Origin of the sequence: Corynebacterium sp. CCUG 71335 (assembly GCF_024454075.1) — a bacterium.
Lineage (GTDB): Bacteria > Actinomycetota > Actinomycetes > Mycobacteriales > Mycobacteriaceae > Corynebacterium > Corynebacterium genitalium.
This window is the reverse complement of the sequence record NZ_JAGPYY010000007.1, coordinates 45315-69575: the sequence shown is the minus strand read 5'-3', so window position 1 is coordinate 69575 and position 24261 is coordinate 45315. Positions and strand designations below refer to the sequence as shown.

The 24261-nt window shown below is 65.2% G+C and carries 21 protein-coding genes and 1 pseudogene; 14 read left to right on the top strand and 8 right to left on the bottom strand.

Annotated features, from left to right (window positions below; translation table 11 throughout):
* Positions 1 to 89 precede the first annotated feature (89 nt).
* Positions 90 to 2660 carry a preprotein translocase subunit SecA gene (gene secA, locus KBX19_RS06740; protein ID WP_255998001.1) on the top strand — a complete coding sequence of 857 codons (2571 nt, stop codon included), beginning with the start codon at positions 90 to 92 and terminating at the stop codon, positions 2658 to 2660.
* 3 nt (positions 2661 to 2663) lie between these two features.
* Here the strand turns inward: secA and KBX19_RS06735 are convergent, their stop codons facing one another.
* The gene (locus KBX19_RS06735) at positions 2664 to 3038 is read right to left on the bottom strand and encodes a hypothetical protein (RefSeq protein WP_255997999.1); all 375 of its coding nucleotides are present in this window, start codon (positions 3036 to 3038) and stop codon (positions 2664 to 2666) included.
* A 130-nt stretch (positions 3039 to 3168) separates the two neighbouring features.
* On the opposite strand from KBX19_RS06735, the gene KBX19_RS06730 reads away from it, so the two are divergent.
* Together KBX19_RS06730 and KBX19_RS06725 are read left to right on the top strand one after the other, a co-directional pair.
* Entirely contained in the window at positions 3169 to 3579 is a 411-nt protein-coding gene (locus KBX19_RS06730) for an HAD-IA family hydrolase (protein ID WP_255994577.1), read from the top strand.
* Position 3580: 1 nt separating this feature from the next.
* Positions 3581 to 4075: a hypothetical protein gene (locus tag KBX19_RS06725; protein WP_255997998.1), complete on the top strand. Its 495-nt coding sequence runs from the start codon at positions 3581 to 3583 to the stop codon at positions 4073 to 4075.
* Positions 4076 to 4256: 181 nt separating this feature from the next.
* Here the strand turns inward: KBX19_RS06725 and KBX19_RS06720 are convergent, their stop codons facing one another.
* Together KBX19_RS06720 and aroA are read right to left on the bottom strand one after the other, a co-directional pair.
* Positions 4257 to 5405: a ribosome small subunit-dependent GTPase A gene (locus tag KBX19_RS06720; protein ID WP_005286068.1), complete on the bottom strand. Its 1149-nt coding sequence runs from the start codon at positions 5403 to 5405 to the stop codon at positions 4257 to 4259.
* On the bottom strand, positions 5398 to 6678 hold the full coding sequence (gene aroA / locus KBX19_RS06715) for a 3-phosphoshikimate 1-carboxyvinyltransferase (RefSeq protein ID WP_255997996.1): 1281 nt from the start codon (positions 6676 to 6678) through the stop codon (positions 5398 to 5400). Before aroA ends, KBX19_RS06720 begins: the two co-directional genes overlap by 8 nt.
* A gap of 19 nt (positions 6679 to 6697) precedes the next feature.
* Between aroA and KBX19_RS06710 the strand changes: the two are divergent.
* A pseudogene (locus KBX19_RS06710) lies at positions 6698 to 7003 on the top strand (SOS response-associated peptidase family protein); the annotation flags it as partial.
* A 2-nt stretch (positions 7004 to 7005) separates the two neighbouring features.
* On the opposite strand, the gene ybaK reads toward KBX19_RS06710, so the two are convergent.
* The gene (gene ybaK, locus KBX19_RS06705) at positions 7006 to 7476 is read right to left on the bottom strand and encodes a Cys-tRNA(Pro) deacylase (RefSeq protein ID WP_255997995.1); all 471 of its coding nucleotides are present in this window, start codon (positions 7474 to 7476) and stop codon (positions 7006 to 7008) included.
* A 28-nt stretch (positions 7477 to 7504) separates the two neighbouring features.
* Between ybaK and KBX19_RS06700 the strand changes: the two genes are divergently transcribed.
* Both KBX19_RS06700 and KBX19_RS06695 read left to right on the top strand, forming a co-directional pair.
* Positions 7505 to 8080 carry a sigma-70 family RNA polymerase sigma factor gene (locus KBX19_RS06700; RefSeq protein WP_005286057.1) on the top strand — a complete coding sequence of 192 codons (576 nt, stop codon included), beginning with the start codon at positions 7505 to 7507 and terminating at the stop codon, positions 8078 to 8080.
* A complete protein-coding gene (locus KBX19_RS06695; RefSeq protein WP_005286055.1) occupies positions 8080 to 8355 on the top strand; it encodes a hypothetical protein in 276 nt (91 codons plus the stop codon). The genes KBX19_RS06700 and KBX19_RS06695 overlap by 1 nt, the downstream gene beginning before the upstream one ends.
* Before the next feature lie 76 nt (positions 8356 to 8431).
* Here KBX19_RS06695 and KBX19_RS11375 read toward each other — a convergent pair whose 3' ends face one another.
* On the bottom strand, positions 8432 to 8506 hold the full coding sequence (locus KBX19_RS11375) for a 50S ribosomal protein bL37 (RefSeq protein ID WP_095066802.1): 75 nt from the start codon (positions 8504 to 8506) through the stop codon (positions 8432 to 8434).
* Between the two features lie 108 nt (positions 8507 to 8614).
* Positions 8615 to 8872, bottom strand: a complete 258-nt coding sequence (locus tag KBX19_RS06690; protein WP_005286053.1) for a WhiB family transcriptional regulator — start codon at positions 8870 to 8872, stop codon at positions 8615 to 8617.
* A gap of 527 nt (positions 8873 to 9399) precedes the next feature.
* Between KBX19_RS06690 and KBX19_RS06685 the strand changes: the two genes are divergently transcribed.
* Positions 9400 to 9882 (top strand): hypothetical protein, encoded by a 483-nt coding sequence (locus KBX19_RS06685; protein WP_255997994.1) that lies wholly within the window; start codon positions 9400 to 9402, stop codon positions 9880 to 9882.
* Here the strand turns inward: KBX19_RS06685 and KBX19_RS06680 are convergent.
* Together KBX19_RS06680 and KBX19_RS06675 are read right to left on the bottom strand one after the other, a co-directional pair.
* On the bottom strand, positions 9879 to 11105 hold the full coding sequence (locus KBX19_RS06680; protein ID WP_255997993.1) for a hypothetical protein: 1227 nt from the start codon (positions 11103 to 11105) through the stop codon (positions 9879 to 9881). The genes KBX19_RS06685 and KBX19_RS06680 overlap by 4 nt on opposite strands.
* On the bottom strand, positions 11102 to 12424 hold the full coding sequence (locus KBX19_RS06675) for a DEAD/DEAH box helicase (protein ID WP_255997992.1): 1323 nt from the start codon (positions 12422 to 12424) through the stop codon (positions 11102 to 11104). Before KBX19_RS06675 ends, KBX19_RS06680 begins: the two co-directional genes overlap by 4 nt.
* Before the next feature lie 77 nt (positions 12425 to 12501).
* On the opposite strand from KBX19_RS06675, the gene KBX19_RS06670 reads away from it, so the two are divergent.
* The 7 genes from KBX19_RS06670 (at position 12502) to KBX19_RS06640 (ending at position 24245) form a co-directional block, all read left to right on the top strand.
* Complete coding sequence (locus KBX19_RS06670) at positions 12502 to 12726, top strand: DUF3107 domain-containing protein (RefSeq protein ID WP_005286043.1); 225 nt, start codon at positions 12502 to 12504, stop codon at positions 12724 to 12726.
* A gap of 21 nt (positions 12727 to 12747) precedes the next feature.
* Positions 12748 to 13644 (top strand): DUF3152 domain-containing protein, encoded by an 897-nt coding sequence (locus KBX19_RS06665; protein ID WP_255996080.1) that lies wholly within the window; start codon positions 12748 to 12750, stop codon positions 13642 to 13644.
* 14 nt (positions 13645 to 13658) lie between these two features.
* The gene (locus KBX19_RS06660; RefSeq protein WP_255997991.1) at positions 13659 to 14378 is read left to right on the top strand and encodes a hypothetical protein; all 720 of its coding nucleotides are present in this window, start codon (positions 13659 to 13661) and stop codon (positions 14376 to 14378) included.
* A gap of 258 nt (positions 14379 to 14636) precedes the next feature.
* Complete coding sequence (locus KBX19_RS06655; RefSeq protein WP_255997990.1) at positions 14637 to 17759, top strand: ATP-dependent DNA helicase; 3123 nt, start codon at positions 14637 to 14639, stop codon at positions 17757 to 17759.
* A 1-nt stretch (position 17760) separates the two neighbouring features.
* Positions 17761 to 21054, top strand: coding sequence for an ATP-dependent helicase (locus KBX19_RS06650; protein ID WP_255998043.1), 3294 nt, complete (start codon positions 17761 to 17763; stop codon positions 21052 to 21054).
* A gap of 11 nt (positions 21055 to 21065) precedes the next feature.
* On the top strand, positions 21066 to 22184 hold the full coding sequence (locus tag KBX19_RS06645) for a TrkA family potassium uptake protein (protein WP_255996074.1): 1119 nt from the start codon (positions 21066 to 21068) through the stop codon (positions 22182 to 22184).
* Between the two features lie 3 nt (positions 22185 to 22187).
* Positions 22188 to 24245: an ATP-dependent DNA helicase UvrD2 gene (locus KBX19_RS06640; RefSeq protein WP_255997989.1), complete on the top strand. Its 2058-nt coding sequence runs from the start codon at positions 22188 to 22190 to the stop codon at positions 24243 to 24245.
* Positions 24246 to 24261: the final 16 nt, after the last annotated feature.

Here is a 24261-nt window from a genome sequence, read left to right as displayed (position 1 = left end):
CCAGCTGCCTGAAAGTAGGACTTGGGTGGGGCGTGCGTACAATTGTCCTTTGAATTTGAATTCTGACCCAGACACAAAGGAAGCACCACGTGTTCGGACTGTCCAAACTGCTGCGCGCCGGTGAAGGCCGCACGGTCAAGCGTTACGACAAAATTGCTGACCAGGTACTCGCCCTCGAGGACGAGTACGCAGCGCTGACCGATGAAGAGCTCAAGGCCAAAACCCACGAGTTCAAGGCGGCTCTGGCAGACGGCACGAGCATGGATGAGATCCTGCTCGACGCCTTTGCCACGGCCCGGGAGGCGTCCTGGCGCGTGCTGGGGCAGAAGCACTACAAGGTGCAGATCATGGGCGGTGCGGCCCTGCACTTCGGTTCCGTCGCCGAGATGAAGACCGGTGAGGGTAAGACTCTGACCTCGGTGCTGCCGGCCTACCTCAATGGCTTGGGCGGCGAGGGCGTGCACATCGTCACGGTCAACGACTACCTGGCTAAGCGTGACGCCGAGATGATGGGTCGTGTGCACCGCTTCCTCGGCCTGACCGTCGGAGTGATCCTGTCGGACCTGCGCCCGCCGGAGCGCAAGGAGGCCTACGCCTGCGACATCACCTACGGCACCAACAACGAGTTCGGCTTCGACTATCTGCGCGACAACATGACCAAGTCGGTGGATGACATGGTGCAGCGCGGCCATAACTTCGCCATCGTGGATGAGGTCGACTCGATCCTTATCGATGAGGCCCGTACTCCGCTGATCATCTCTGGCCCGACTGATTCGACGAGCCAGTTCTACACCGTCTTCGCTCAGCTGGCGCCGCGCATGAAGCCCGGCATCCACTACGACGTGGACCAGCGCAAGCGCACCGTCGGTGTTTCCGAGGTCGGTGTGGAGTACGTCGAAGACCAGCTCGGCATCGATAACCTCTACGCGCCGGAAAACTCCAGCCTGGTCAGCTACCTGAACAACGCCATCAAAGCGAAGGAGCTGTTCACCCGCGACAAGGACTACATCGTCCGTCAAGGCGAGGTCCTCATCGTCGACGCGTTCACTGGCCGCATCCTGCCGGGTCGCCGTTACAACGAGGGCATGCACCAGGCGATCGAGGCCAAAGAGGGCGTGGAGATCAAGAACGAGAACCAGACCCTGGCCACCGTCACCCTGCAGAACTACTTCCGTCTGTACAACAAGCTGGCCGGCATGACCGGTACGGCGGAGACGGAGGCCGCCGAGCTCAGCCAGATCTACAAGCTGGGTGTGGTGGCAATCCCGCCGAACAAGCCGAACATCCGCAAGGACCACGACGACCTGATCTACAAGACTCAGGAAGCGAAGTTCGCTGCGGTGGCCGAGGACATCGCGGAGCACGTGAACAAAGGCCAGCCGGTGCTGGTGGGTACCACCTCTGTCGAGCGTTCGGAGTACCTGTCCCAGCTGCTCACCCGCAAGGGTGTCAAGCACAACGTGCTCAACGCGAAGCACCACGAGGAAGAGGGCCGCATCATCGCTGAGGCCGGTCTGCCCGGCAACGTGACCGTGTCCACCAACATGGCCGGCCGCGGTACCGATATCGTGCTCGGCGGCAACCCGGAAGTCCTGCTCGACGCCCGCCTGCAGGAGCAGGGCCTGGACCCCTTCGAGGACGAAGAGGCGTACCAGGAAGCATGGGATGCCGGTTTGCCGCAGGCGAAAGAGAAGAGTGAGAAGCTTGGCGACGAGGTGCGCGACGCCGGCGGCCTGTACGTCATCGGCACTGAGCGGCACGAGTCCCGCCGCATCGACAACCAGCTGCGCGGCCGTTCTGGCCGTCAGGGTGACCCGGGTGAGACCCGCTTCTACCTCTCCATGCGCGATGAGCTGATGGTTCGCTTTGTCGGCGCGTCGATGGAGAACATGATGAACCGCCTCAACGTTCCCGACGATGTCCCGATCGAGGCCGGCATGGTGTCCCGCTCCATCAAGGGTGCGCAGTCCCAGGTGGAGAACCAGAACTTCGAGACCCGTAAGAACGTCCTGAAGTACGACGAGGTCCTCAATGAGCAGCGCAAGGTGGTCTACCGTGAGCGCCGCGAGATCCTTGACTCCAAGGACATCAAGGACCAGATCCGCCGCATGATCGACGACACTGTCGGCGCTTACGTCGACGGCGCCACGATGGATGGCTACGTCGAGGACTGGGACTTGGACCAGCTGTGGACCGCGCTCGACTCCCTCTACGGCCCGTCCATGACGCCCGACGAGCTTATCGACGGCTCCGAGTACGGCTCCCCAGGCGAGCTTTCCGCCTCCCAGCTGCGCCAGGCCGTCATCGACGATGCCAACGCTCAGTACGACCAGCTGGAGGACAACGTCGCCGAGATCGGTGGCGAAGAGCAGATGCGCAACGTCGAGCGCATGGTCATCCTCCCGATCATCGACACCAAGTGGCGTGAGCACCTCTACGAGATGGACTACCTCAAGGAAGGCATCGGCCTGCGCGCCATGGCGCAGCGCGACCCCCTGGTGGAGTACCAGAAGGAGGGCGGTGACATGTTCAACGCCATGAACGACGGCGTGAAGGAAGAGACCGTCCGCCAGCTGTTCATGCTGCGCAAGCAGTTCGAGCGCCAGCAGGACGGCGTTGACGGCAACGGTGCAGAGGGTCCTGGCACCGTCCAGGTCTGATCCTCATAGGATGCGGAAGGAGATCAGGCGGCCCTCGTCGATAAGCGCGACCCAGCCATACGTCCTCCCGTCAGACACAATGCTGCCGTAGAGCTCGGTGCCGTGGGGCGTGTCGCGGCCGTGGCACGACAGCACGCGCACAGTCGAGGGTGACTGCAACGCGCGACGCCGCGCCGCAACGTGTTTGCGCACACCGAAGCTATACGCGCGTTGTTGCAGAACGCGCAGTTCACGGACGCCGAACGCGGCGTCGAGAGCAATGCGCACAAGCGGCGACAACCGCGAACCGCTCGGCAACGGAGATTCCGGCTCCGGGCCGACCGCAGGCTCCGGAACAAGGACCTTCAAGTGGGTGTGACCGGGGACAGGATGGTACATGCGTGCCTCCATGAGGGCGGGTAAATGGCGGCAGCGGACGCGACGTGGGCTATGTATCATTGTGCCGGTAAAAGCAGTCCTGCGGGGCGCGGTGATGCGCACTACAGTGAGCAATGAAAGGACGTGGATGATGCAGGGTTTGATCGTGGACTACTGCGGTGTTCTGGACGTCGATGAGGAAGACACCCGCCGCTGGCGAGAGCTGCTGGCCGCGCTGCGCGAGCACGACATTGCCACCTCGATCCTCTCCAACGATCCGGGCGGGCCTGACGCGGACCACATCCGCGAGTGGGAGTTCCGCGGCCACGTCGACGCGGTGGTCCTGTCCGGTGAGATCGGCGCGGAAAAGCCCGAGGCCGCTGCATTCCAGGCTGCTGCCGACGCGATGGACGTGCCGCTGAACGAATGCGCGCTGATTGACGACAACATCCTCAACGTCCGCGGCGCCGTCGAAGCCGGTTTGATCGGCATCCTCCACACTGCCTTCGACCGCACCGTCGTGGAGATCCAGTCCCTGTTCGACATCGAGGGCGAGTTCTAGCGTGCGCGTGTACATTCCCGCCACGTTCGGCATGCTCAAACAGCTCGACAACGATGGGCTGATCCACGCCCGCAACGGCTGGGCATTCGCCGCGACGCCGGCGCTGACCGAGTTCTTCACCTCAGGTGACGAGGAAGAGATCGAACTCGTCGCGTTCGACGACGCCGCCCTGGCATCCTTGCGCCTGCTCGCCATCGGCGACGAAGAGGACTTCCCGTACCGCCGCGTGGTCATCTCCGCCGACGTCGATGCGAGCCTGGAGCCGGAGATGGGGGAGTCCACGGTCAAGCTCGCCGGTCCCGTCGCGCTTGAGGACGTCGCTGCCATCCACATCGACATCGCCGAAGCCGAGGACGCCACACGCCGCGCCACTTCGCTTATCGACGAAGCCGACCTCGGAGACCAAGACGCCGAACTCGCCGTCGGTGACGCCCAGGACAACTACCTGGCCTTTTACGACCCCACCGAGCTGCCCTTCCTCATCGAGCTGCTCTAGCCGCCCCGGCCCGCTGGGCCGGCGCCGCCGGCCTAGCCTGGCACCCCGATTTCCCGGTTAGCTAGTTCCAGGCAGCTAGTTCGTTCGATTTGGGGCCGATAAACCAACAAACTAGCTGTTTGGATCTAGTCATTCGCGGTGGGGAGGTCTGCCGGGACCCTGCTGGGGCGGCCGCGGGTACCTAGTCGTAAGTGGTTTCGTTGATGCGGAGGGCCGCAAGCAGGCTGCGGACCGCGTCGACCCGGCGGCGGATCACCGAATCCTCGCCGCCCGAGGCGGTCGCAGCGGTGTCAGCGGGCGCAGCGGTGTCAGCGGTGTCGGTGGTCTCGGTGGCGAGCTGGTCCCACGCACATTCCGGATCAGCTGGCGGACCCATGTGGGTGCAGCCGCGGGGGCAGGCCTCGGTCGCCTCGGCAAGATCCGGGAACGTCGCGATGACATCGTCTGGCGAGACGTGGGCGAGGCCGAAGGAGCGGATACCCGGGGTGTCGATGATCCAGCCGCCAGACTCGAAGCCGCCGGATTCAACCTCGGTCGCGCCATCCTGTGCGGTGTCCCCATCGGCGGGGAGCTCGAGCGCCACCGACTGAGTAGAGGTGTGGCGGCCTTTACCAACCCCGGAGACCTCCCCGGTTTCCCGGTTCGCGTCGGGGACGAGCCGGTTGACCAGGGTTGATTTTCCGACGCCGGAGTGGCCGATGAGGGCGGAGAGGCGGCCGTCGATAAGCGAGCGGAGATGCGCGAGGTCATCCTCGATGCCGGTGCGCAGGACGTCGACGTTCAAGTCGCGCAGCTCACGCTCGAACTCGCCGGGGTCGTCCAGGTCAGATTTGGTCAAGCACACGACAGGCGTGACGCCGCCGACGAACGCAGCGATGAGGGCGCGCTCGACGAAACCGGTGCGCGGCGGGGGATCAGCCACAGCGCAGACGATGAGGAGGATTTCGGCGTTGGCGACGACGATGCGCTCGTACGGGTCGGTGTCATCGGCAGTGCGCCGCAGCTCAGACGTGCGCTCCTGGCGTTTCACAATGCGCGCGAGGGTGTCCTTCTGGCCGGAGGTGTCGCCAACGACGCCGACGCGGTCGCCGACCTCGATGGAAGTGCGGCCGAGTTCGCGGGCGCGCATGCACACCACGCGCGTGCCGGCCTCCGGGCCTTCCTCCAGGACGACGCCCCACCGGCCGCGGTCCTTCGACACGACGAGGCCAACGACGGCATCTTCATGTTTCGGCCGGTCCTTTGTCCGCGGGCGCGAGCCTTTGCCGGGGCGGACGCGGACGTCGGATTCGTCGTAGCTGGAGAAGTCCCGCGAGGCGCGTCTAGCCATGGGCACCGCCGACCATGCCGGACCACATGTGCTCGAACCCGGGCAGCGTCTTCGCCGTCGTCCCGATGTCCTCGACGGAAACACCCTCAACGGTCAGACCGATGATCGCACCGGCGGTGGCCATGCGGTGGTCGGCATAGGAGTGCCAGGTGCCGGAGTGGAGGGGGGCGGGGGTGATGCGCAGGCCGTCGTCAAGCTCGTCGCACTGGCCGCCCAGCGCGTTGATCTCGGCGGAGAGCGCTGCGAGGCGGTCGGTTTCGTGGCCGCGCAGGTGCGCGATGCCGGTGAGTTCGGACGGGGTGGCGGCGTGGGCAGCAAGCGCGGCGACCGTCGGGGTGAGTTCGCCGATGTCACTCATGTCCAGCGAGATCCCGCGCAGTTTTCCGCCTTCCGGGCCGGTGACTTTCAGCGCGTGCGCCGGCCCGTTGGGGACCAGCGAGACGTCGCAGCCCATGCGTTGGAGAATGCCGCGGATCGCGTCCCCGGCCTGCGTGGTTTCCTGCGGCCAGAAAGGGACAGTCACTTCGCCGCCGGTCACGGCCGCTGCCGCGAGGAACGGGGTGGCGTTAGACAGGTCCGGTTCGATCATCCACGTCCGCCCGGCGATGGGGCCAGGCTGCACGGTCCACTCGTTGTCACCGGTCTCAACGGTCACGCCGGCGTCGCGCACCATGTCGACAGTCATCTGGATGTGCGGCATCGACGGCAGCTTGCCGCCGGTGTGCACCAGTTGCATGCCGCGCTCAAAGCGGGCACCAGCCAAAAGCAAGGCCGACACAAACTGCGAGCTTGACGACGCATCAATCTCCACCCGTCCCCCCAGCGCCGATCCCGATCCATTCACCGTGAACGGCAGGGAATCCCCCTCCACGTCAACGCCAAGGTCGCGAAGCGCGTTGAGGATGGTCGAGACGGGGCGGGAGCGGGCTTGTGGGTCGCCGTCGATAAGCACGGGCCCGGACGCGAACGCTGCGACGGCGGGCACGAACCGCATGACGGTGCCTGCGAGCCCACAGTCGACTTGGGCGCCTGTGAGCGCGCCTGGGGTGGCAGTGACCGCGTCCCCATCGCGCGTGAACTGCACGCCCATGCTCTCCAGCGCGGACTCCATGAGATCGGTGTCGCGGGAACGCAAAGCTCCGACCAGCGTCGATGGTCCGTCAGCGAGGGCGGCGAGCACGTAGGCTCGGTTCGTCAACGACTTCGACCCCGGAATCACCTGGGTGTGGATGATGGGGTCGGGGTGGTAGGGCGCGGGCCAGAGTTGCGTCATGCGGTTAATATTACCGAGCATGTGCGGACGCTTCGTTCTCTTCACCACCGGCCACGATCTCGTTGAGGCTGTCAGCCAGCTTCCCGGCGTGACCGATGTGGCCACACCCGACGGCACCCCGCCGCCGCGGTACAACATCGCGCCGACCAACCAGGTGCCGCTCATCCGGATTGCCGAGTCCGCTGCGCAGATCGACTCCGCGCGCTGGGGCCTGTTGCCCACTTGGAAGAAGGACGAGGACGGCCCGCCGCTGTTCAACGCGCGCGGGGAGACCGTGGCGGAGAAACCGTCCTTCCGGGCCGCGTTCAAGGAACGCCGGCGGCTTAACTAGCTGCTGGCGATGTCGGCGAACTCAGCCCCCGCTGCCGCCGCGAGGTCCTGCGGGCTCACCGCGAACGAGAGACCGCGTTGGCCGGCGGAGCAGGTGATGCGGTCGGTGTGGGCGACGGAGGCGTCGATAAGCGTGGGCAAGGCGCGGGAGGTGCCCAACGGCGAGATGCCGCCGACGACATAGCCCGTCATGCGCTGCGCGGCGGCAGGGTCTGCCATCTCGGCGTTCTTCCAGCCCAGAGCCTTGGCAGCTTTCTTCAGCGACAAGTGGCCTGAGACCGGCACGCAGCACACGGCGAAGTCGCGGCCGTGGGAAATCACGAGTGTCTTCAGCGTCAACGCGGGGTCCAGGCCGAGCTCCGCGACGGCGTGATCACCGAAGTGATCGCTGTGCGCGGCGTATTCGAGCAGCTCATAGTCGATACCGGCAGTTTCAAGCGCTTCCAGCGCGCGGGTACGGGCAGCCATGGCAGCAAGCCTAGCTATAGTGGCACCCATGCCCGATAAAGACCTCGAGCGCCGCTTCACCGAGGAGGCCATGCCGCTGCTGGACCAGCTCTACGGCGGCGCCCTGCGGATGACGCGCAACCCGCAAGACGCAGAGGACCTGGTGCAGGAGACCTACCTCAAGGCGTTCAACGCGTTCGATTCCTTCAAAGAGGGCACGAACTTGAAGGCGTGGATGTACCGCATCATGACGAACACGTACATCAACAGCTACCGCAAAAAGCAGCGCCGCCCGCTGGAGACGTCCGCCGAAGACGTCACGGACCGCCAGCTGTACACCACCAGCTCGCACGATTCGACCGGCCTGCAATCGGCTGAGGTTGAAGCGCTGGACAATCTTCCGGACCAGCAAATCGCCGACGCGATGAACTCGCTTAACGACGACTACCGCATGGTCGTCTACCTCTCCGACGTCGAAGGTTTGGCCTATAAGGAAATCGCCGAAGCGCTGGACATTCCCATCGGCACAGTGATGTCCCGGCTGCACCGTGGAAGAAAACAGCTGCGCGGGTTGTTGAAGGACGTAGCAAACGCGCAAGGAATCGGTTTGGAGGACGCGAACTAATGTCTCAAGACGACTGCCGCATCGAGCCCGCCCAGGCTCACGCGCTTTTGTGCGAATACTTCGACCCGGCCACACCTGCTGAACGTGCCGACGAGATCGAAGCCATCATCCAAGCCTGCCCCCAATCTTTCGCGTGGCTCGAGTCGGAGAAGCAAGTGCGCTCCATCGTCCGGCGGTGCAACTGCCAGGACCAAGCCCCGGAAGGACTCCGGCAGAAGATCGTGCAGTCAATCTCCATTTCCTCGGTGTCCTACACCCAGATCCGCTTCGACTAGCGCAATCTGCCGGGGCAGACTGGCAGCAAAATGTCCCCTCACCGATCACTCGGCGAGGGGACATTTCTGTTAGTGCTTAAGAGTTGGGACGCTTGCCGCGGTTTGCACTCTTTTTGCGGCGGTCCTTGCGCTTACGACCACGCTTGCTCATCACGACCTCCTTGGGCCATCGGTGTGTTAGGAACTATGCGTTCACTGTATCGGGGTGGAGCGGTGGGGCGATAATTGCCCCCGTTCACACCGCTGTGGCAGCGGGACTTTAAGCGGAAAGGCGCTGGCGGTTGCGCTGCTTGTTGCGGCGCTTCAGCGCGCGGCGCTCTTCCTCGGACATGCCGCCCCACACACCAGCATCCTGGCCGGTCTCAAGTGCCCACTTCAGGCACTGGGAGGTGACGGGGCAGCGGTTGCAGACCAGCTTGGCCTGGGCGATCTGGGACAGTGCGGGGCCGGAGTTACCGACCGGGAAGAACAGTTCGGGGTCTTCGTCGCGGCAAACAGCTTCGTGGCGCCAATCCATGATGGGGGTCTCCTTTATTCAGTGGGTTCTGTGTGATGTTGTTGCGTTCTTGGTCGAGCGTGCGCACCACTAACAAACCCCCGTGAAGCAGGCATGCGACTGGAAAGCACAACGCCTCAAAGCGAGTGCGGTACAGGCACACTGCGGTCACGGTGATCGTGGAGATCAGGGTTTGCGCAAAGTAGAAGAATCCGGCTTCCCTACGGGCGGTGTTCTCGGTGGCTCCGAGACCCGTCTTCCGTTTACCGGATGTTAACTCCGTGGTGGCTTGGAGTTAGTGGCTAGGTAACTAGCTCTTTGTTTTTGCTACCCGAGAATAATGGCATGTTTACATAGCGCGCGCTAGGGGTAAACGCCAAATTGTGACCTAATTCATATTCAGTGCTGCTTGCCGGCTGGGGTTTGGAGGGGAGGGGGACGAAGCGTCGATAAGCGAAAACCGAGTTGTGGTGCACAAACGTGGGCACCGCGGGAAAACCGCGCAAGGGGAGTTCGTCAAATCGCGGACGCCACATAGGATGAGATGCGTGAGTTCGACACCCAGCCCCCAAGAAACCCCGGACACCCTCGCGCCTACGTCTGCGCCTGCGCCGATGAAAATGTCTGCCGCGGTCGCAATCGCCGAAGGTGCCGCCGCGATCGGCTACGGCATCTACTTCGCCATCACGCAGGCACGCATGGGGGCAGATGAGGCTTTAGTGGAGTCGGACACCGCCGCTTTCGCCTTCGTGGGAGTGGGCACGGCACTGTTCATCCTGGCAGCCTTCGGGCCGATGGTCTACGGCGCCATCAACATCCTGCGCGGCGGCCAGTGGGGCCGGTCCATCATCGTGTTCATCAACGCGCTGCTGCTCGGCATCGCGTTCTTCATGTTCAGTGGGGGAGCAGTCGCACTCGGTGTGACCACGCTGATCGCGGCGTTGCTCGCACTCGGGTGCGCGCTTCACCCGGCGTCGACAGACTGGGCGACATCGAACTTTGACAAGCGCCGCGCGCGACAGCAGCGCTAGGACGCGTCCAGCACGACGACGTCAGCGCCTCGCTTTTCGACGATGGTCGGCCCCGCCGACGCCACCGCCACCTGCCCCGTGAAACCGCCACGGTCGACAGGGATGACTTTCTCCACGGTCTCGCTATCCCAATCCGCCACGGCGATGCCGTCTGAGCTGGCGTAGAGCAGCCGGCCACCAATGGCGGCACCGGTGCCGAGCGCGCCCTGGTAAATCGTGGTCACGGCCAAGGTAGCCGGGTCAAGCAGGAGCAGGTTGTTGCCGTCGAAGTAGCTCATGTGGTGCGGCAGATCCGCAGTCTGGACGTCGGCGACACCGATCGCGGAGTCCGCCAGCAGGTTCGACTCTGGGACGGATGCGCTGGCGAGTTCCGCGCCATCCTTGTCGTAGGAGGTGACCTTAGAGGTCGCCGGGTCGTGGATCGCCGCGGCGTCCTGGCTGATGCCCACAAGGTAGGCGCCCTCCGGGATGGCGACGGACCCGTCGTGCATCTCCGGTTTACGGGAATCCTCCGGAGTGGTCTTCTGGAAGCGCAGCCACGCCCCGTCTTCACAACGCTCCGTGATGGCCAACAGCTCGGTGCGGGTGAGCGCGGAGGTCAGGGTGCAACCGGGGTTAGGTTGCGTCTCCGGCTCCTGGCGTGCTTCCAGTTCGCCGTACTCGACGGTGCGGACCATGTCGGAGCGCCACAACTCGGCACGGGAGATGCCCGCATTACCGACGGTGCCCACGCGGTCATTCGACGCGATGACAGCCACTTGCTCGGGCGAGATTGCGGAACGGGTGTCCACGTACTGGCCGGTCGCTGCCTTAATAGACACAACATCGCCGCATCCGATCTTGGTGCGGTACACAGCAACGACGTTGCCCCATGCGCTGGCCATGCCGCACAGCTCAGGTCCGCGCTTGTAGGTCCACTCCGTCTCACCTGCCGGGTTCGTGGCGGTAATCGTGTTGTCTGCGTAAGTGACGACGAGACCATTGACCACGAGCGGCCTTGGCGAGGGGGAAGCATCCGGCAAGGCGTGACTCTCAGTGAGGCCGTTCGGCACGTTCGCCAAAATGCCGGCATCGGGGAACTCTTCGGCGGCAGGTGCGAGCTCGTCCTGGCGGATCGGCGCCGTGAAGTACGCAATGAGCAGGAGCAAAACGCACACGGCCGCGATCACGGCCGTGGCGATGAGGTCTCCACGGGTGCGCCGCAGGGGAGTGTTGGAGCTCATCGGCGCCTCCCGGAACGCGAGCGCGAACCGGAGCCAGAACGCGAGCGGGACCGCTGCTTCTGCCCCTCACCGCCGGAGCGCTTGGGGATGCCGTGCACCTCCCGGGCCGGTCCGACGGAGGACTTTGCGTCCTCGGGGATGCTCAACGCGTCGAAAAGCTCGGGCGACGTGGAGAACCACGACGGCGGCTCCGGCATGTCCAGGCCCAGCTCGTCGGAAATGATCTTCCACTTCCCGGTTTCATCGAACCCGACCAAGGTCACAGCCGTGCCTGTGCGGCCCGCGCGGCCGGTGCGGCCAATGCGGTGGACATAGGTCATCGGGTCATCCGGAGTTTGGTAGTTGATCACGTGAGTGACGTCGTCGACATCGATTCCTCGGGCGGCGACATCCGTGGCCACGAGGATTTCCACATCCCCCTTGCGGAACGCCTCCAGCGACCGCTCGCGGGCAGATTGCCCCAGGTCACCGTGCACGGAGCCGACGGCGAAACCGCGCCGCGCCACGTCCTCGGCGACCTCAGCGGCGGTGCGCTTCGTGCGGGTGAAAATAATGGTCCGGCCATGGCCGTCGGCCTGCAGCACGCGGGCGACAACCTCCGGCTTATCCATCTTGTGGGAGACGAACACGACCTGCTTGGTGGTGTCGTGCAGCTGGGAGGAATCAGCAGACTCGGCGCGGATGTGCACCGGCTTGTTCATCATCTCCCGCGCCAGCTTCAGAATCGGTGCTGGCATCGTGGCGGAGAACAGCATCGTCTGCAGCGGCTGACTCAACGCTCCCCACAGCCGCTGGATGTCGGGCAGGAAGCCCAGGTCGAGCATCTCGTCGGCCTCATCGAGCACGAGAATGGCCACGCGGTCCAAGACCAGGTCGCCGCGCTCATGCAGGTCCAGCAGACGGCCGGGCGTGCCCACCACGACATCGACACCGGCTTCCAGGGCGTTCAGTTGCTCGTCGTAGGGGCGGCCGCCATAAATCGTCGTCAAGCGGACGGGCGTTTTCGACGCTGCCAGCGTGAGATCCTCGCTGACCTGAACTGCGAGCTCGCGCGTGGGGGTGATCACCAGAGCGCGCGGGCTGCCGTCAAGTTCCTCAATTGCCGCATCGTCGAACACGCGGTCCAACAGGGGAACCCCAAAGGCGAACGTCTTACCCATGCCCGTGCGGGCCTGACCGATCAGATCGCGGCCCGCCAACGCGAGCGGCAACGTCAACTCCTGGATGGAGAAAACGCGCTCAATGCCGGACTCTCCGAGCGCCTCCACAATCTCTGCGGCGACACCGAGCTCGGCGAAGGTGGGTTGCTGATCGGACACGTGAACATCTTAACTGCCCACCGTTACAATGTGACCATTGCAGCAACGAGCAAGTAGCAACGAAGTTTAAGGACACAATGGAAATCAAGATTGGTTTGGCTGACAGCCACCGCGAACTGTCCATCACCTCCCCGCAGAACCAGGAGGACATCCAGGGGCAGATTACCCGTGCCATCGAATCCGGCGCACCGACGCTGACCCTGGAGGACGAGCGCGGCATGAAGTTCGTCGTGCGCACCGAGCGCATCCTGTATGTGGAATTGGGTAACTCCACCCCGCGTGCTGTTGGCTTCTCCGGTTAAGCCCGGGATAGATTAACCCCTATGAGCCACCACCCCGACACCGCCAGCGACGGCGCTCTGGCACGCTTCGCGCGCACTTACGGTTGGCGCGCGTATGCCATTCCCGTCTTGATTGTGGTGACGGCGCTGGTCATCTGGAGCATTGTCAACACCCCGTCCGGGGAGACCATCGGTGCATCAGACCGCGCTCCGGGACAGGTGGAGGAGCAGGAGCAGGAGACCCGCAAAACGGTGGCCCCGATGCCCGAGGGGGAGGTAGCCATCACGGAGTTGCCCCCAGGCGGCCCCTACACCGAGGAAGGGGCGGGCACGTTCCGCCCCATCGGTGCGCCCGGAATGAACGTGGGCAAGGGCGAAGAGCAGGTGGTGCGCTTCAGCACCGAGGTTGAAGACGGCATTGACACCAGCCGCTTCGGTGGTGATGACAGCTTTGCCACGATGGTGGACACCACCTTGTCCGACCCGCGCGGGTGGACTAATGATCCGGGTGTGCGCTTCGAGCACGTCAGCGCCAGTGATGAACCGGATCTGCGTATCCAACTGGCATCGGTGGGAACAGCCCGCGAGTTGTGCGGCGACGACTTGGGCCTGGAAACGTCGTGCCGTCTCTTCAGTGAGGAGCACGGTGACAGGGTGCTCATCAACGAGTCCCGCTGGGTCCGCGGTGCCGCCCCCTTCAACGGTGACTTGGGGTCCTACCGCCAGTACGTGATCAACCACGAGGTCGGCCACGCCCTGGGGTATGCGGCCCACGAGCCGTGCCCGACCAACGGGGAGCTCGCGCCGATCATGATGCAGCAGACTCTGAGCCTGAACAACGCTGAGCTGCTGCGTGTCGCGCCGAGCGAGGTCTACCCGGATAACGCGGACACCTGCCTTGCGAACCCGTGGCCGTATCCGCGCCCGGCTGCGTTGTAGGAAGGGCGGCTGATATGGCGATTCCGGGGCATGTATTGACGTCTTTCCAAGTCGATGACGCACGCCCGGAGCCGCTCGGCAACGAGTGGGGCAACGGGGTACGCTACGGGCGCATCGTCATTTCTTCTGCGCCCGCGCACGCCGCGTGGTCGTCGAAACTGCGGGAAAAGGTCACCGTTCCGGGTCTGCGGATCGCGCGGCCCGTCCGAACCACCGACGGCCGCTTCACTCTGGCCGGTTTCCGCGCCACCGACTTCATCGAGGGCCAGCCCGGCCCCCGTATCGACGAGGCGATCGCCGCAGCCTTGCGTTTCGACGACGCTGTCGCCTATTTCCCCGCCCCCGCCATCCAGCGTGATGATGCTTGGGCCCGCGCCGAGCGTGCCGCTTGGTCTTCCGCGCCCGGCGCCGCCGTCAAGGGCGGGCAGCTCACCCACGCGGATTTCCTCGCCTGTTGCCTTTTCTCCGGCTCGCTCGCCCCCGCGCTCAGCGACATTGTGCCCAGCGCTGAGCCGCGCCCGCACGGTTACACCGCGGCCCTGACGCTTATCGACGGGCTGTTGGCCGGCGCCGTCGACGACCACGTCCTCAGCCGCTGGTCCCACATCCCGGACCTGTTCTTCCTGTGCGAGCGCGCGTTGGAGTACAGGGCGATCTTAGCGGCCGGTAACCCTCGCGTGGCGGCGGCACAGACCGAGCGGATCGAGCGCGTTCGGGCTTTGTTGGCGCTCTAGCCGTCTGCGCTTGGGGCTCGCCGAGGCCTGCGGCCCCCTCCCCATGGCGATTAGCTAGATCCAGACGACTAGAAGGCTCCGTTTCGGGCCAAAATTCGGACAATCTAGCTGTCTGGCTCTAGCTATTCGCCGGGTGGGGCCTGCACCGGACCCCTATTCGCCGAGCGGGGCGCGCACCGGACCCGATTAGAAAACGTGTTCCAATCCTTTGCGGCGTGTTCCGCCCCGGTGTCGGGGTGAGATGAGAGACTGTTATCCATGAGTTCGCCGCACCTGACTCTCCCTCCGAACCCGCAGGCCTACCTGGTCCACCGGGAGCGCCGCGACAGCACGCGGTCGTGGCCGGTTGATCTGCCCGAACGCGGTGTGCACAAGGTCACCGGTGAGGCTGGGGCCGGTGTGACGAGCTTCCTCATCGACGTTGCCGCCGCCCGCATCGCAGCTGGACAGGACCCCTCCAGCATCGTCTTCGTCACAGCGTCGAAGGAGTCGGCTGCCCGCGTGCGCGAGGAATTGTCCGAGAAGCTCACCTCTTCCGGGTTCGTGGCTGACGAGCCGATCGCCCGCTCCGTCCACTCCTTGGCCTTCGCGTTGCTGCGCGCCAGCGAGGATCCGGCGGCCGCCGCGGCGACCCCGATTCGGTTGATCTCGGGTGCTGAGCAGGACTTCGCCATCCGTGAGCTGTTGCAGGGCAATGCCGCCGACGGCACTGGCTCGTGGCCGGAGGAGCTGCGGCCTGCGTTGCCCATGGTCGGGTTTGCGCGCCAGCTGCGCGATTTCCTGCTCCGCGCCGTTGAACGCACCCTCACTCCCGGTCAGCTGCGGGACATGGGCCGCACTCACGGCATTCCGGTCTGGTCCGCGGCGGGGGATTTCCTCGCCGAGTACCAGGATGTCATGGCGCTCTACGGCGCTCGCAGTTATTCCGCCTCCGAGCTCGTGGCCGAGGTCGTGCGGCGCCCGCTGCCGCGCACGTGGGGCACAGTGCTTATCGACGATGCTCAGCACCTCGACCCCGCCTCCGGCATCCTTGTGAACCAACTCATCGCGGAGGCGGACCTTGCCGTGGTGGGTGGTGACGAGGAGCAGGCTGTATTCCGGTTCCGCGGCGCCTCCCCGTTGTTTTTCAAGAATCTGGCCGCGCCCACCATCGACCTCGGTGTTTCCCGGCGCACTCCCACTGCACGGGCAGTCATCGCTCCGGATGCCGCGATGAACAACGCGTTCGTGGCCGACACCTTGCGCCGCGCTCATCTGGAAGAGGGGGTGCCGTGGCGGGACATGGCAGTCGTCGTGCGCTCGGTAGGGATGATCGAACCGCTGCGTCGCACGCTCCTCCAAGCAGGGGTGCCAGTGGCGATCAACCCGACGGACCTCGTGCTGGGGGAGCAACGCATTGTCGCTGCGATGCTGCTGGGTCTGCGCGCTCTGAACGGTCTGGATGCCACGCACTGGCGTGAGCTCCTGCTCGGACCGGTCGGTGGTGCAGATCCGGTCACGTTGCGTCGTCTGCTGCGCGGCCTGCGCCGCTGGCGGCCAGAGGTCCGCGCGGAGGACACGCTGAGCGAACTGCTGGCGTTGCGCGGAGAGTTGCCCGATTTCGGAGCCATGCTCACCCAGCGCGAGCTGGACATCCTGGACCGCATCCGCGGGGTTCTGGAAGCTGGGCGCACTTCGCTTGATGACGGCGGCAGCGTCGAAGAGGTGCTCTGGGCCGTCTGGGCGCAGACTGGTCTGGCAGAATCCCTCATGGCCATTGCGCTGCGCGGCGGGGCGGCCGGATCCCAGGCAGACCGTGACCTAGACGCGATGATGGCGCTGTTCGACGCAGCGGGTGACTTCACTGAGCGTCGCCCGACTGCCACCATTGAGGCTTTCATCGCGCACATTGAGGAGCAGGAGTTGCCCACCGGTGTGCGCGACCGGCGCACCGCCGTTCCGGACGCGGTGCCGTTGCTCACGGCCCACGGTGTGGCGGGGCGTGAGTTCGCCCGGGTCATCGTCAGTGAAGTGCAGGAGCTGTCCTGGCCCACATTGAGCGAGACCGGCACGCTCATGCGCCAGGAAGACCTCATCGACCTTGTTGATCAAGGCATTGATCCAGCGACACCGGTCTCTCACACCGTGGACCGCCTCAAGGAGGAACGCCGCCTCTTCCACGTCGCTGTCACCCGTGCAACGGAGCAGGTGATCGTCACCGCTGTGGACGCTCCGGACGGGGATGAGGTCATCGAGCCCTCGCGCTTCCTACAGCAGTTCGCCGACGCGCGTGGCACCATTCCGGAGCATGTTAGCACCGGCACTGCCGCGTCCGGAGCTGCCGAGCAGCAGCCCCTGTTCGACGGGGTGGACACCGGCACCACCGGTAGAGAAGAAGTGCACGTCGATGTGGCACCGGTCCGGGTGCTCGCAGTCGAAGACATTGTCGCTGAACTGCGCCGCGCCATCGCCGACGAGTCCTCCAGCGAGGACGTCAAACGCCAGGCTGCCCGCCAGCTCGCCCGCCTCGCCGAGGCCGGTGTGCCTGGGGCGGATCCGGGTCAGTGGTGGGGGATCAGGGAGGCGTCGATAAGCGAAGGTGTGGAACCGCCTGGACGCCTGTCGCCGTCGCGCATTGAGGGACTACTGGAATGCCCCATGCGCAACGTGCTGGAGCGCGATGTCGCGCCTGCGTCGAGCGACGCAATGACACGCGGAACGCTCGCGCACTACTTCTTCGAGGCTGTCGGAAACGGGGCCGATGTGGAACTCGCCCAAGCGGACACGCTGGAGGCATACCGCGCACTGTTCACCGTTCCGTCCTGGAAAGAGGTCAGCGATCTGGGGGAGTTCACGCGTCTGCTCGGTCGCGCGGCGCAATGGGTCGAGGAGACGCGCGGCACGTTCGAGCTTGTGGACACAGAAGTTCCGGTCGACGTGGAGGTCGCACCGGGGCTGCGCATCGGCGGTCGGATCGACCGGCTGGAGCGCGAGGAAAGCGGAGCGGTCCACATCGTCGACTTGAAGACCGGCAAGAATCATCCGTCTGCCGCAGAGGCGGAAGAAAACCCGCAGCTGTTCGCCTACCAGCTCGCACTGTCGCGCGGGGCTCTCAGGGAGGGCACAGACGCCTCGGTGGCGACGGCGGGTGAGACCGACTCCCTCGACGTCGGCGGGGGAACGCTGATTTACCCTGGCAGCGACCAGGTGAAGGTGACCGCTGCCCACCAAGCCCCAAAGGACGCGGAGCAACTCGAGGAGTTCGCGGCGCGCATTGCCACGCTGCCTGCGGAGATGACGGGGCCGCGGCTGCGCGCTGTGACAGGCAAGCACTGTGACTTCTGCCATGTCAAAGCAATCTGTCCGGTGCAACCGGAAGGGGAGGTGACCACCCGTGGCTGACATGCAACCCGTGACACTGTCGCGGTATCTGAAGGAGAAGTTCCCGCCGACCGATCAGCAGGCGGCGGTCATCGGGGCAGACCCCGGCCCGCTCCTCGTTGTCGCCGGCGCGGGCGCAGGCAAGACCGAAACGATGGCGGCCCGCGTCGTGTGGCTGGTGGCCAACGGCTACGTCCGGCCGGAGGAAGTGCTCGGCCTGACGTTCACGCGAAAGGCCGCGCAAGAGCTGGGTAGGCGCATTCGCACCCGGTTGGAGAAGCTCGCCGCGAATGAGCAGCTGGTGCGCCATTTGGACCCCAGCGGCGGACTGGCCGAGACACTCGAGGTCATCGCGCCGACCGTGTCCACCTATGACGCCTATGCCGGCGACCTCATCCGCGAATACGGCCTGCTCGTCCCCGTGGAGCCTGACGCGCGGCTTATCACCGACGCCGAGCTGCATTCCATCGCCTGGGACGTAGTGAGCAATCACGGTGGCGCTTTGCTCGACGGCGTCGATGCCAACCCGGGCGTGAGCACCGTCGTGGACACTCTGCTGCGGCTCGTGGCCAACATGGGCAACGACCTCATGCCGCCGTCGCGGGTGCGGGAGGAAGCGGAGGCGTTCATCGATAACGTCGCAGCCCTTCCCCGCGGCAGAGCGAAAGAGCAGTACGCCAAGGAAGTCCGCGGCTGGATAGACAAGCAGCGTCTTCGCGCCGCCTACACCGACCTCGCGGAGGAGCTCAGCCGCGAGCTGCGCGAACGCGGAGTGGTCACGTTCAACGAGCAAATGTCCGTCGCGGCGCAACTGGCCAGCAACCACCCGTCGGTCGGGGAGAGCCAACGCGGCCGCTTCCGGGTGGTCATGTTGGATGAATACCAGGACACCTCCCACGCCCAGCGCGTGCTTCTGCGCAGCTTGTTCGGCGAAAACCGCGACAACCCCGCGCGGCACCCGCACCCGCTGACCGTCACCGCCGTCGGTGACCCGATGCAAGCGATTTACGGCTGGCGCGGAGCCACTGCCGCTAATCTGCAGGCGTTCGTCGACGACTTTCCGCTTGCCGACGGTGCCTCCGCCCCGAAAGCCCAGCTCACCACCTCATGGCGCAACCCACCGGAAGTGCTGGCACTGGCCAACTCAGTGTCGTCGGCCGTGCTCGGCGCCCCGGGGCCGCAGCGCGCCGTCGAACCGCTCAATCCGAATCCGGCGTCTGAGCCTGGCACTGTAGAGGTAGGCTTCTACGGGCCTGTGGACGAGGAAATCGCCGCCGTCGCTGACATGCTGGCCGCGGACTTCCACGAGCAGCTCGCTGAGCACGGTGATGTCTCCTCGGCTGTGCTGGTGCGCAAGAACAAGCAGTCCGCGCTGATCGCTGAAGCTCTGGAGGAGCGCGGCATTCCATATGAGATTGTCGGTCTGGCAGGTCTACTGACCGTGCCGGAGGTCGCCGATGCGGTGGCTGTCGCGAAAATGCTCGTTCACCCGCAAGATTCTGCCGCTGCTCTGCGCATCCTGGCTGGCCCCGCATGCGGATTGGGGCTGAAAGACATCACGGCCTTGTCTCGGCGAGCAGTGAACCTGGCCGGCGGCCGGGCGCACGACCAAGAAGACAGCGCCGTAGCGGGGCTGGGGCCTGATGCAGATCCGCGGGAACGGTTGCAAGCCCAGCTCACCGACTTGATCCGCGAGGCCGAGAACGCCGTCGGGGAGAACGAGCGCTCCGTTGGTCTAGCCGACGCGGTGGCAGACCTCGGTGAGCCGGAGCGCTACACGGAGGAAGGTCTGGCCCGCCTGCAGGTGCTGTCCTCACAGCTGCGCGCCCTGCGCAAGCGCAGCTTGGGGAAGCGCCTGCCGGACCTGTTCGACGACATCGTCTCCATCTTCGGCATCCGCACCGAGGTGCTCTCCCGCCCCTCCGACACCGGCACTGTGCATCTGGACAAATTCGCTGAAACGGTCGCGTCCTATCCGGGTGCGGATCTGGAAGGCTTCCTGAACTACCTGGAGCTAGCCACCGAGCATGAGGACGGCCTGGCGCCCGGAACTGTTGCCAACACCGGCGACCGAGTGCAGATTCTCACCGCGCACAAGGCGAAAGGCTTGGAATGGCGCACCGTCGCTGTCGCCCACGCTGACGCCGCAACGTACGGCGGAACGGCGGAGACTTTCCTTGGGTATGTGGCGACGATCCCGGACGACACGTACACGGCGCTCGACGAAGCCGACACCCGCAGCGACTTCCAGAAGCTCACCAACCAGTACAAAAAGGACAAGACCGCCGAGCTTGCCGAAGAGTCAGCGCGCCTGTTCTATGTCGCGGTGACCCGGGCGGAGCGGCGTCTTTTGGTCACGGCGTCCGGGATCTCTCCGACGCGGAAGAAGCCGGTGGAGCCCTACGCCCACTTCCTGCCTTTCCGGGATATGGCGGAGGTGTTGTCCTGGTGGGACGGGACGGTGACGGATGAGCTGACGGACATTCGCGAACGCGAAGGCTTCTGGCCGCACTACAGCGCCGAGCCTGCCGCAGTGGATGCCGCTGAGCGCGTCAACGCGGCCCTTACGGACCTGCCGCAGCTCACCGCCGGTGAGCTCTACGGGCTGTGGGAGCGCGATGTGACAGCGCTGATCGAGGAGCATGAGGCCACCATGAGCCCGTCGGTGCCGGTCATCATGCCCGCAATGCTCACCGCCTCCGACATCGTCGCGCTGCGCGCTAACCCGGAGCAGTTCGCCCGCCGCGCGCGCCGCCCTGTGCCGTTCAAACCGAACTCTTACGCCAAGCGCGGAACAGCGTTCCACGAGTGGATCGAGGGGTTCTTCGGCGCGCGTCCGCTTCTCGACGACGACGAGCTGCCCGGCAACACCGAACCCGACGTCGACGCGACCACACTGGCACGCCTCAAGGCGTCCTTTGAGGCCAGCCACTGGGCACAGCGCGCTCCGGCGCACATCGAGCACCCCTTTGAGATCGACTTGGGCTCGGCGACCGTGCGCGGCCGCATTGACGCTGTGTACCGTGACGCGCCCACACCAGAGGCGCCGCACGGCAGCTGGACCATCGTCGACTGGAAGACCGGCGCCAAACCCCAGGCGACGGAGATGCGGGCCGCGAAACTGCAGCTGGCCGTCTACCGGGAGGCGTGGAAACGCATCGCCGGCGACGGGCTGCCAGTCAACGCAGTGTTCTTCTACGTCCGCACCGGGGAAGACTTCGCCCCGCACGACCTGCCAGAACGCGGCGAGCTGGAGGAGCTGCTGCAAACCGCCGCGGCGACAGGTCTAGAGTCCGATATAGACATGCAGCATTAAGGAGGTGACCCATGGCGCCATCGTTTCGTCCGCCGATCCGTTTCCGCGATAACCGCAGCGACGAGTTGACGGCGTTGCCAGACCACGCTCTACTAAATGTCATCCGTCTGCCGCAGGCGGACAAGGCGACGCCGTGGGCACTGATCAGCCGGCGGTTCCTGTACGCCATCTTGCTTGTTGTCATCGTCGCTGTGCTCGTGTGGCTGGACAAGGACGGTTATTCGGAGCACCTCACCTTCATCGACGCGGTGTACTACTCAGCGGTGTCGCTATCCACCACAGGTTACGGCGACATCACCCCGGTGACGCAGACGGCGCGCCTAGTGAATATCTTGGTGGTCACCCCGATGCGTGTGGCGTTCCTGATGCTGCTCGTCGGTACCACCTTGTCCGTCCTGACCGAAGACTCGCGTAAGACCCTGCAACTGCAGCGCTGGAGGAAAACCGTGCGCAACCACACCATCGTCGTCGGCTATGGAACGAAGGGCCGCTCCGCGGTCGAGGCGTTGATCGCAGAAGGCATGCCACCCTCCGACATTGTCGTCATCGACGACAATCAGGAGGCCTTGTCCCACGCCGAAAACCGTGGCCTCATTGCCGTCCACGGCAACGCCACGAAGTCCGATGTGCTCAAAATCGCCGGAGTGAGCCGCGCCCGCTCTGTCGTGGTCGCACCGTCCAGCGACGACACAGCCGTTTTGGTCACGTTGTCGGTGCGCGAGATCAACCAGGGGGTCAACATCGTCGCGTCGGTACGCGAAGGCGAGAACCAGCACCTGCTCGAGCAGTCCGGGGCGGACTCGGTGGTCATCTCCTCGGAAACCGCGGGCCGCCTGCTCGGCATCGCTACGTCGACACCGACGGTGGTGGAGATGATCGAGGACCTGCTCAGCCCCGATGCCGGTTTCGCCGTGGCTGAGCGCGCGATTATTGATGACGAAGTCGGCGCCAACCCCCGGCACCTCGCCGATATTGTGCTGGGCGTGGTCCGCTCCGGCGAGCTCTACCGCCTCGATTCGCCGGAAGCGGAGACCGTCGAGCCGGGCGACCGCCTGCTGTACATCCGCTACACCGACGAGACTCCGGACGACCTGAGCGAAGCCGCCCGCGCAGAGGAAGAGGACCGCTAGCCGATGATCGACCTGAGCCAGCTCGAAACTCAGCTCGACCCCGATCAGCTCGTCGCCGCCACCGCTCCGCGCGGGCCGGTGTGCATTCTCGCCGGCGCTGGCACCGGTAAGACGCGCACCATCACCTACCGCATCGCGCACCTCATCGATCAAGGTTTTGTCGCCCCGCAGCGCGTGCTCGCCGTGACGTTCACCTCGCGTGCGGCAGGGGAGATGCGTGACCGTTTGCGCGACATGGGTATCGGTGGTGTGCAGGCGCGCACGTTCCACGCTGCAGCGTTGCGCCAGCTGCGTTACTTCTGGCCGCAGGTGGCAGGCGACATGCCGTGGCACCTCATTGACAACAAGTTCCCCCTGGTCGGTCGCGCAGCGCGCTCTGTGGGGCTCGAGTCCCACAAGGATATGGTGCGTGACCTGCTCAGCGAGATCGAGTGGGCCAAAGCGTCTCTAGTCACCCCGGAAAGCTACGCCGAGACCGTCGCTAACTCTCACCGTGAGCCGCCAACGGACGCGGAGAAGGTCGCCGCCGTGTACAAGCGCTACGAGCAGTCGAAGACCAGCCCCGAGGGCATGGCGCTCGACTTCGACGACCTGCTGCTCCACGTCGCCGGAGCCCTGGAGAACGCGCCAGCGGTGGCAGAGGAGTTCCGCACCCAGTACCAAACCTTCGTCGTCGACGAGTACCAAGATGTCACCCCGCTCCAGCAACGTGTGCTTGAAGGCTGGCTGGGCCAGCGCGATGATCTGACTGTCGTCGGCGACGCTAACCAGACCATTTACTCGTTCACCGGGGCTTCCCCGGACTATCTGCTGAACTTTTCGCGGACGTACGGGCACGCGACCGTGGTCAAGCTGCAGCGCGACTACCGCTCCACCCCGGAGGTGACGGATCTGGCGAACACCGTGATCTCCAAAGCGTCCGGCCGCGCTGCTGGCACCCGCCTTGAGCTGCAGGGCATGCGCGCACCAGGCCCGGAGCCGACGTTCGCGTCCTATGCTGATGAGCCGACGGAGGCGCGCGAAGTCGCGGCACAGATTCGCACGCTTATCGACGGCGGCGTCCCACCCCGCGAGATCGCCATCCTCTACCGCCTCAACGCGCAGTCGGCGGTGTTCGAGCAGGCGTTGTCTGACGCTGGCATCGTCTACCAAGTCCGCGGCGGCGAAGGCTTTTTCAACCGCCCAGAGATCCGCGAGGCGATCGGCGTGCTCGTGCAGGCCACCCGCCGCAACGACCTGCCGGACGACCCGGTGACTGTCGCCCGCGCCGCTTTCGCCCCGCTGGGTCTGAGTGCCACGGAACCCGAGGGTGCGCAGCAGCGTGAACGGTGGCAGACACTCAACGCGTTGGTGGAGCTCATCGCCGACATCGTGAACACTGGGGAAGCAGACTCGCTGCCCGGAGTGTTGCAGTCGCTGCGCCAGCGCGCGGAGTCGAAGCAGCCCCCGGCTGTCGACGGTGTGACGTTGGCCAGCCTGCACGCCGCCAAAGGCCTTGAGTGGGATGCGGTCTTCCTTGTTGGCCTGGTGGAGAAGACGCTGCCCATCTCGCATGCGATCAAGGCTGGCGACGAGCAGATTGAGGAGGAGCGGCGCCTGTTCTACGTGGGCATCACCCGCGCCCGCGAACACCTGCACTTGTCGTGGTCGTTTGCCCGCCAGGAGGGTGGTCGGAAAAGCCGCGACAGGTCCCGGTTCCTCGACGGTATTGCCCCGCAGCTCGACGTCGAGACCACCCCTGACCGCCTCAAGCGTCCGAAGAGATGCCGGGTGTGCGGCAACCCCATCACCACGCCCGCCGAGAAGACCCTCGGCCGGCACGAGGAGTGCGAACCGACCTACAACGAGGCCGCATTCACAGCCTTGAAGCAGTGGCGCTTGGACACCGCCCGCGAGAAGCAGCACCCGCCGTACATGGTCTTCACTGATGCGACACTTCTGTCTGTCGTCGAGGCGATGCCGGCAAGCCTCGCAGAACTACTGGACATCTCCGGCATCGGCCCGTCCAAGCTGGAACAGTACGGCGAGGACGTGCTGGCCGTCTTGGAAGACTTCCGCTGACCCCTTCCGTGCCCCC

What these genes read in the sequence shown, in the direction of transcription:
- KBX19_RS06735 (WP_255997999.1), bottom strand. Translation starts at nt 3,038, where the DNA reads ATGTACCATCCTGTCCCCGGTCACACCCACTTGAAGGTCCTTGTTCCG.
- KBX19_RS06730 (WP_255994577.1), top strand. Translation starts at nt 3,169, where the DNA reads ATGCAGGGTTTGATCGTGGACTACTGCGGTGTTCTGGACGTCGATGAG.
- KBX19_RS06720 (WP_005286068.1), bottom strand. Translation starts at nt 5,405, where the DNA reads ATGGCTAGACGCGCCTCGCGGGACTTCTCCAGCTACGACGAATCCGAC.
- aroA (WP_255997996.1), bottom strand. Translation starts at nt 6,678, where the DNA reads ATGACGCAACTCTGGCCCGCGCCCTACCACCCCGACCCCATCATCCAC.
- ybaK (WP_255997995.1), bottom strand. Translation starts at nt 7,476, where the DNA reads ATGGCTGCCCGTACCCGCGCGCTGGAAGCGCTTGAAACTGCCGGTATC.
- KBX19_RS06700 (WP_005286057.1), top strand. Translation starts at nt 7,505, where the DNA reads ATGCCCGATAAAGACCTCGAGCGCCGCTTCACCGAGGAGGCCATGCCG.
- KBX19_RS06695 (WP_005286055.1), top strand. Translation starts at nt 8,080, where the DNA reads ATGTCTCAAGACGACTGCCGCATCGAGCCCGCCCAGGCTCACGCGCTT.
- KBX19_RS06690 (WP_005286053.1), bottom strand. Translation starts at nt 8,872, where the DNA reads ATGGATTGGCGCCACGAAGCTGTTTGCCGCGACGAAGACCCCGAACTG.
- KBX19_RS06680 (WP_255997993.1), bottom strand. Translation starts at nt 11,105, where the DNA reads ATGAGCTCCAACACTCCCCTGCGGCGCACCCGTGGAGACCTCATCGCC.
- KBX19_RS06670 (WP_005286043.1), top strand. Translation starts at nt 12,502, where the DNA reads ATGGAAATCAAGATTGGTTTGGCTGACAGCCACCGCGAACTGTCCATC.
- KBX19_RS06665 (WP_255996080.1), top strand. Translation starts at nt 12,748, where the DNA reads ATGAGCCACCACCCCGACACCGCCAGCGACGGCGCTCTGGCACGCTTC.
- KBX19_RS06660 (WP_255997991.1), top strand. Translation starts at nt 13,659, where the DNA reads ATGGCGATTCCGGGGCATGTATTGACGTCTTTCCAAGTCGATGACGCA.
- KBX19_RS06655 (WP_255997990.1), top strand. Translation starts at nt 14,637, where the DNA reads ATGAGTTCGCCGCACCTGACTCTCCCTCCGAACCCGCAGGCCTACCTG.
- KBX19_RS06650 (WP_255998043.1), top strand. Translation starts at nt 17,761, where the DNA reads ATGCAACCCGTGACACTGTCGCGGTATCTGAAGGAGAAGTTCCCGCCG.
- KBX19_RS06645 (WP_255996074.1), top strand. Translation starts at nt 21,066, where the DNA reads ATGGCGCCATCGTTTCGTCCGCCGATCCGTTTCCGCGATAACCGCAGC.
- KBX19_RS06640 (WP_255997989.1), top strand. Translation starts at nt 22,188, where the DNA reads ATGATCGACCTGAGCCAGCTCGAAACTCAGCTCGACCCCGATCAGCTC.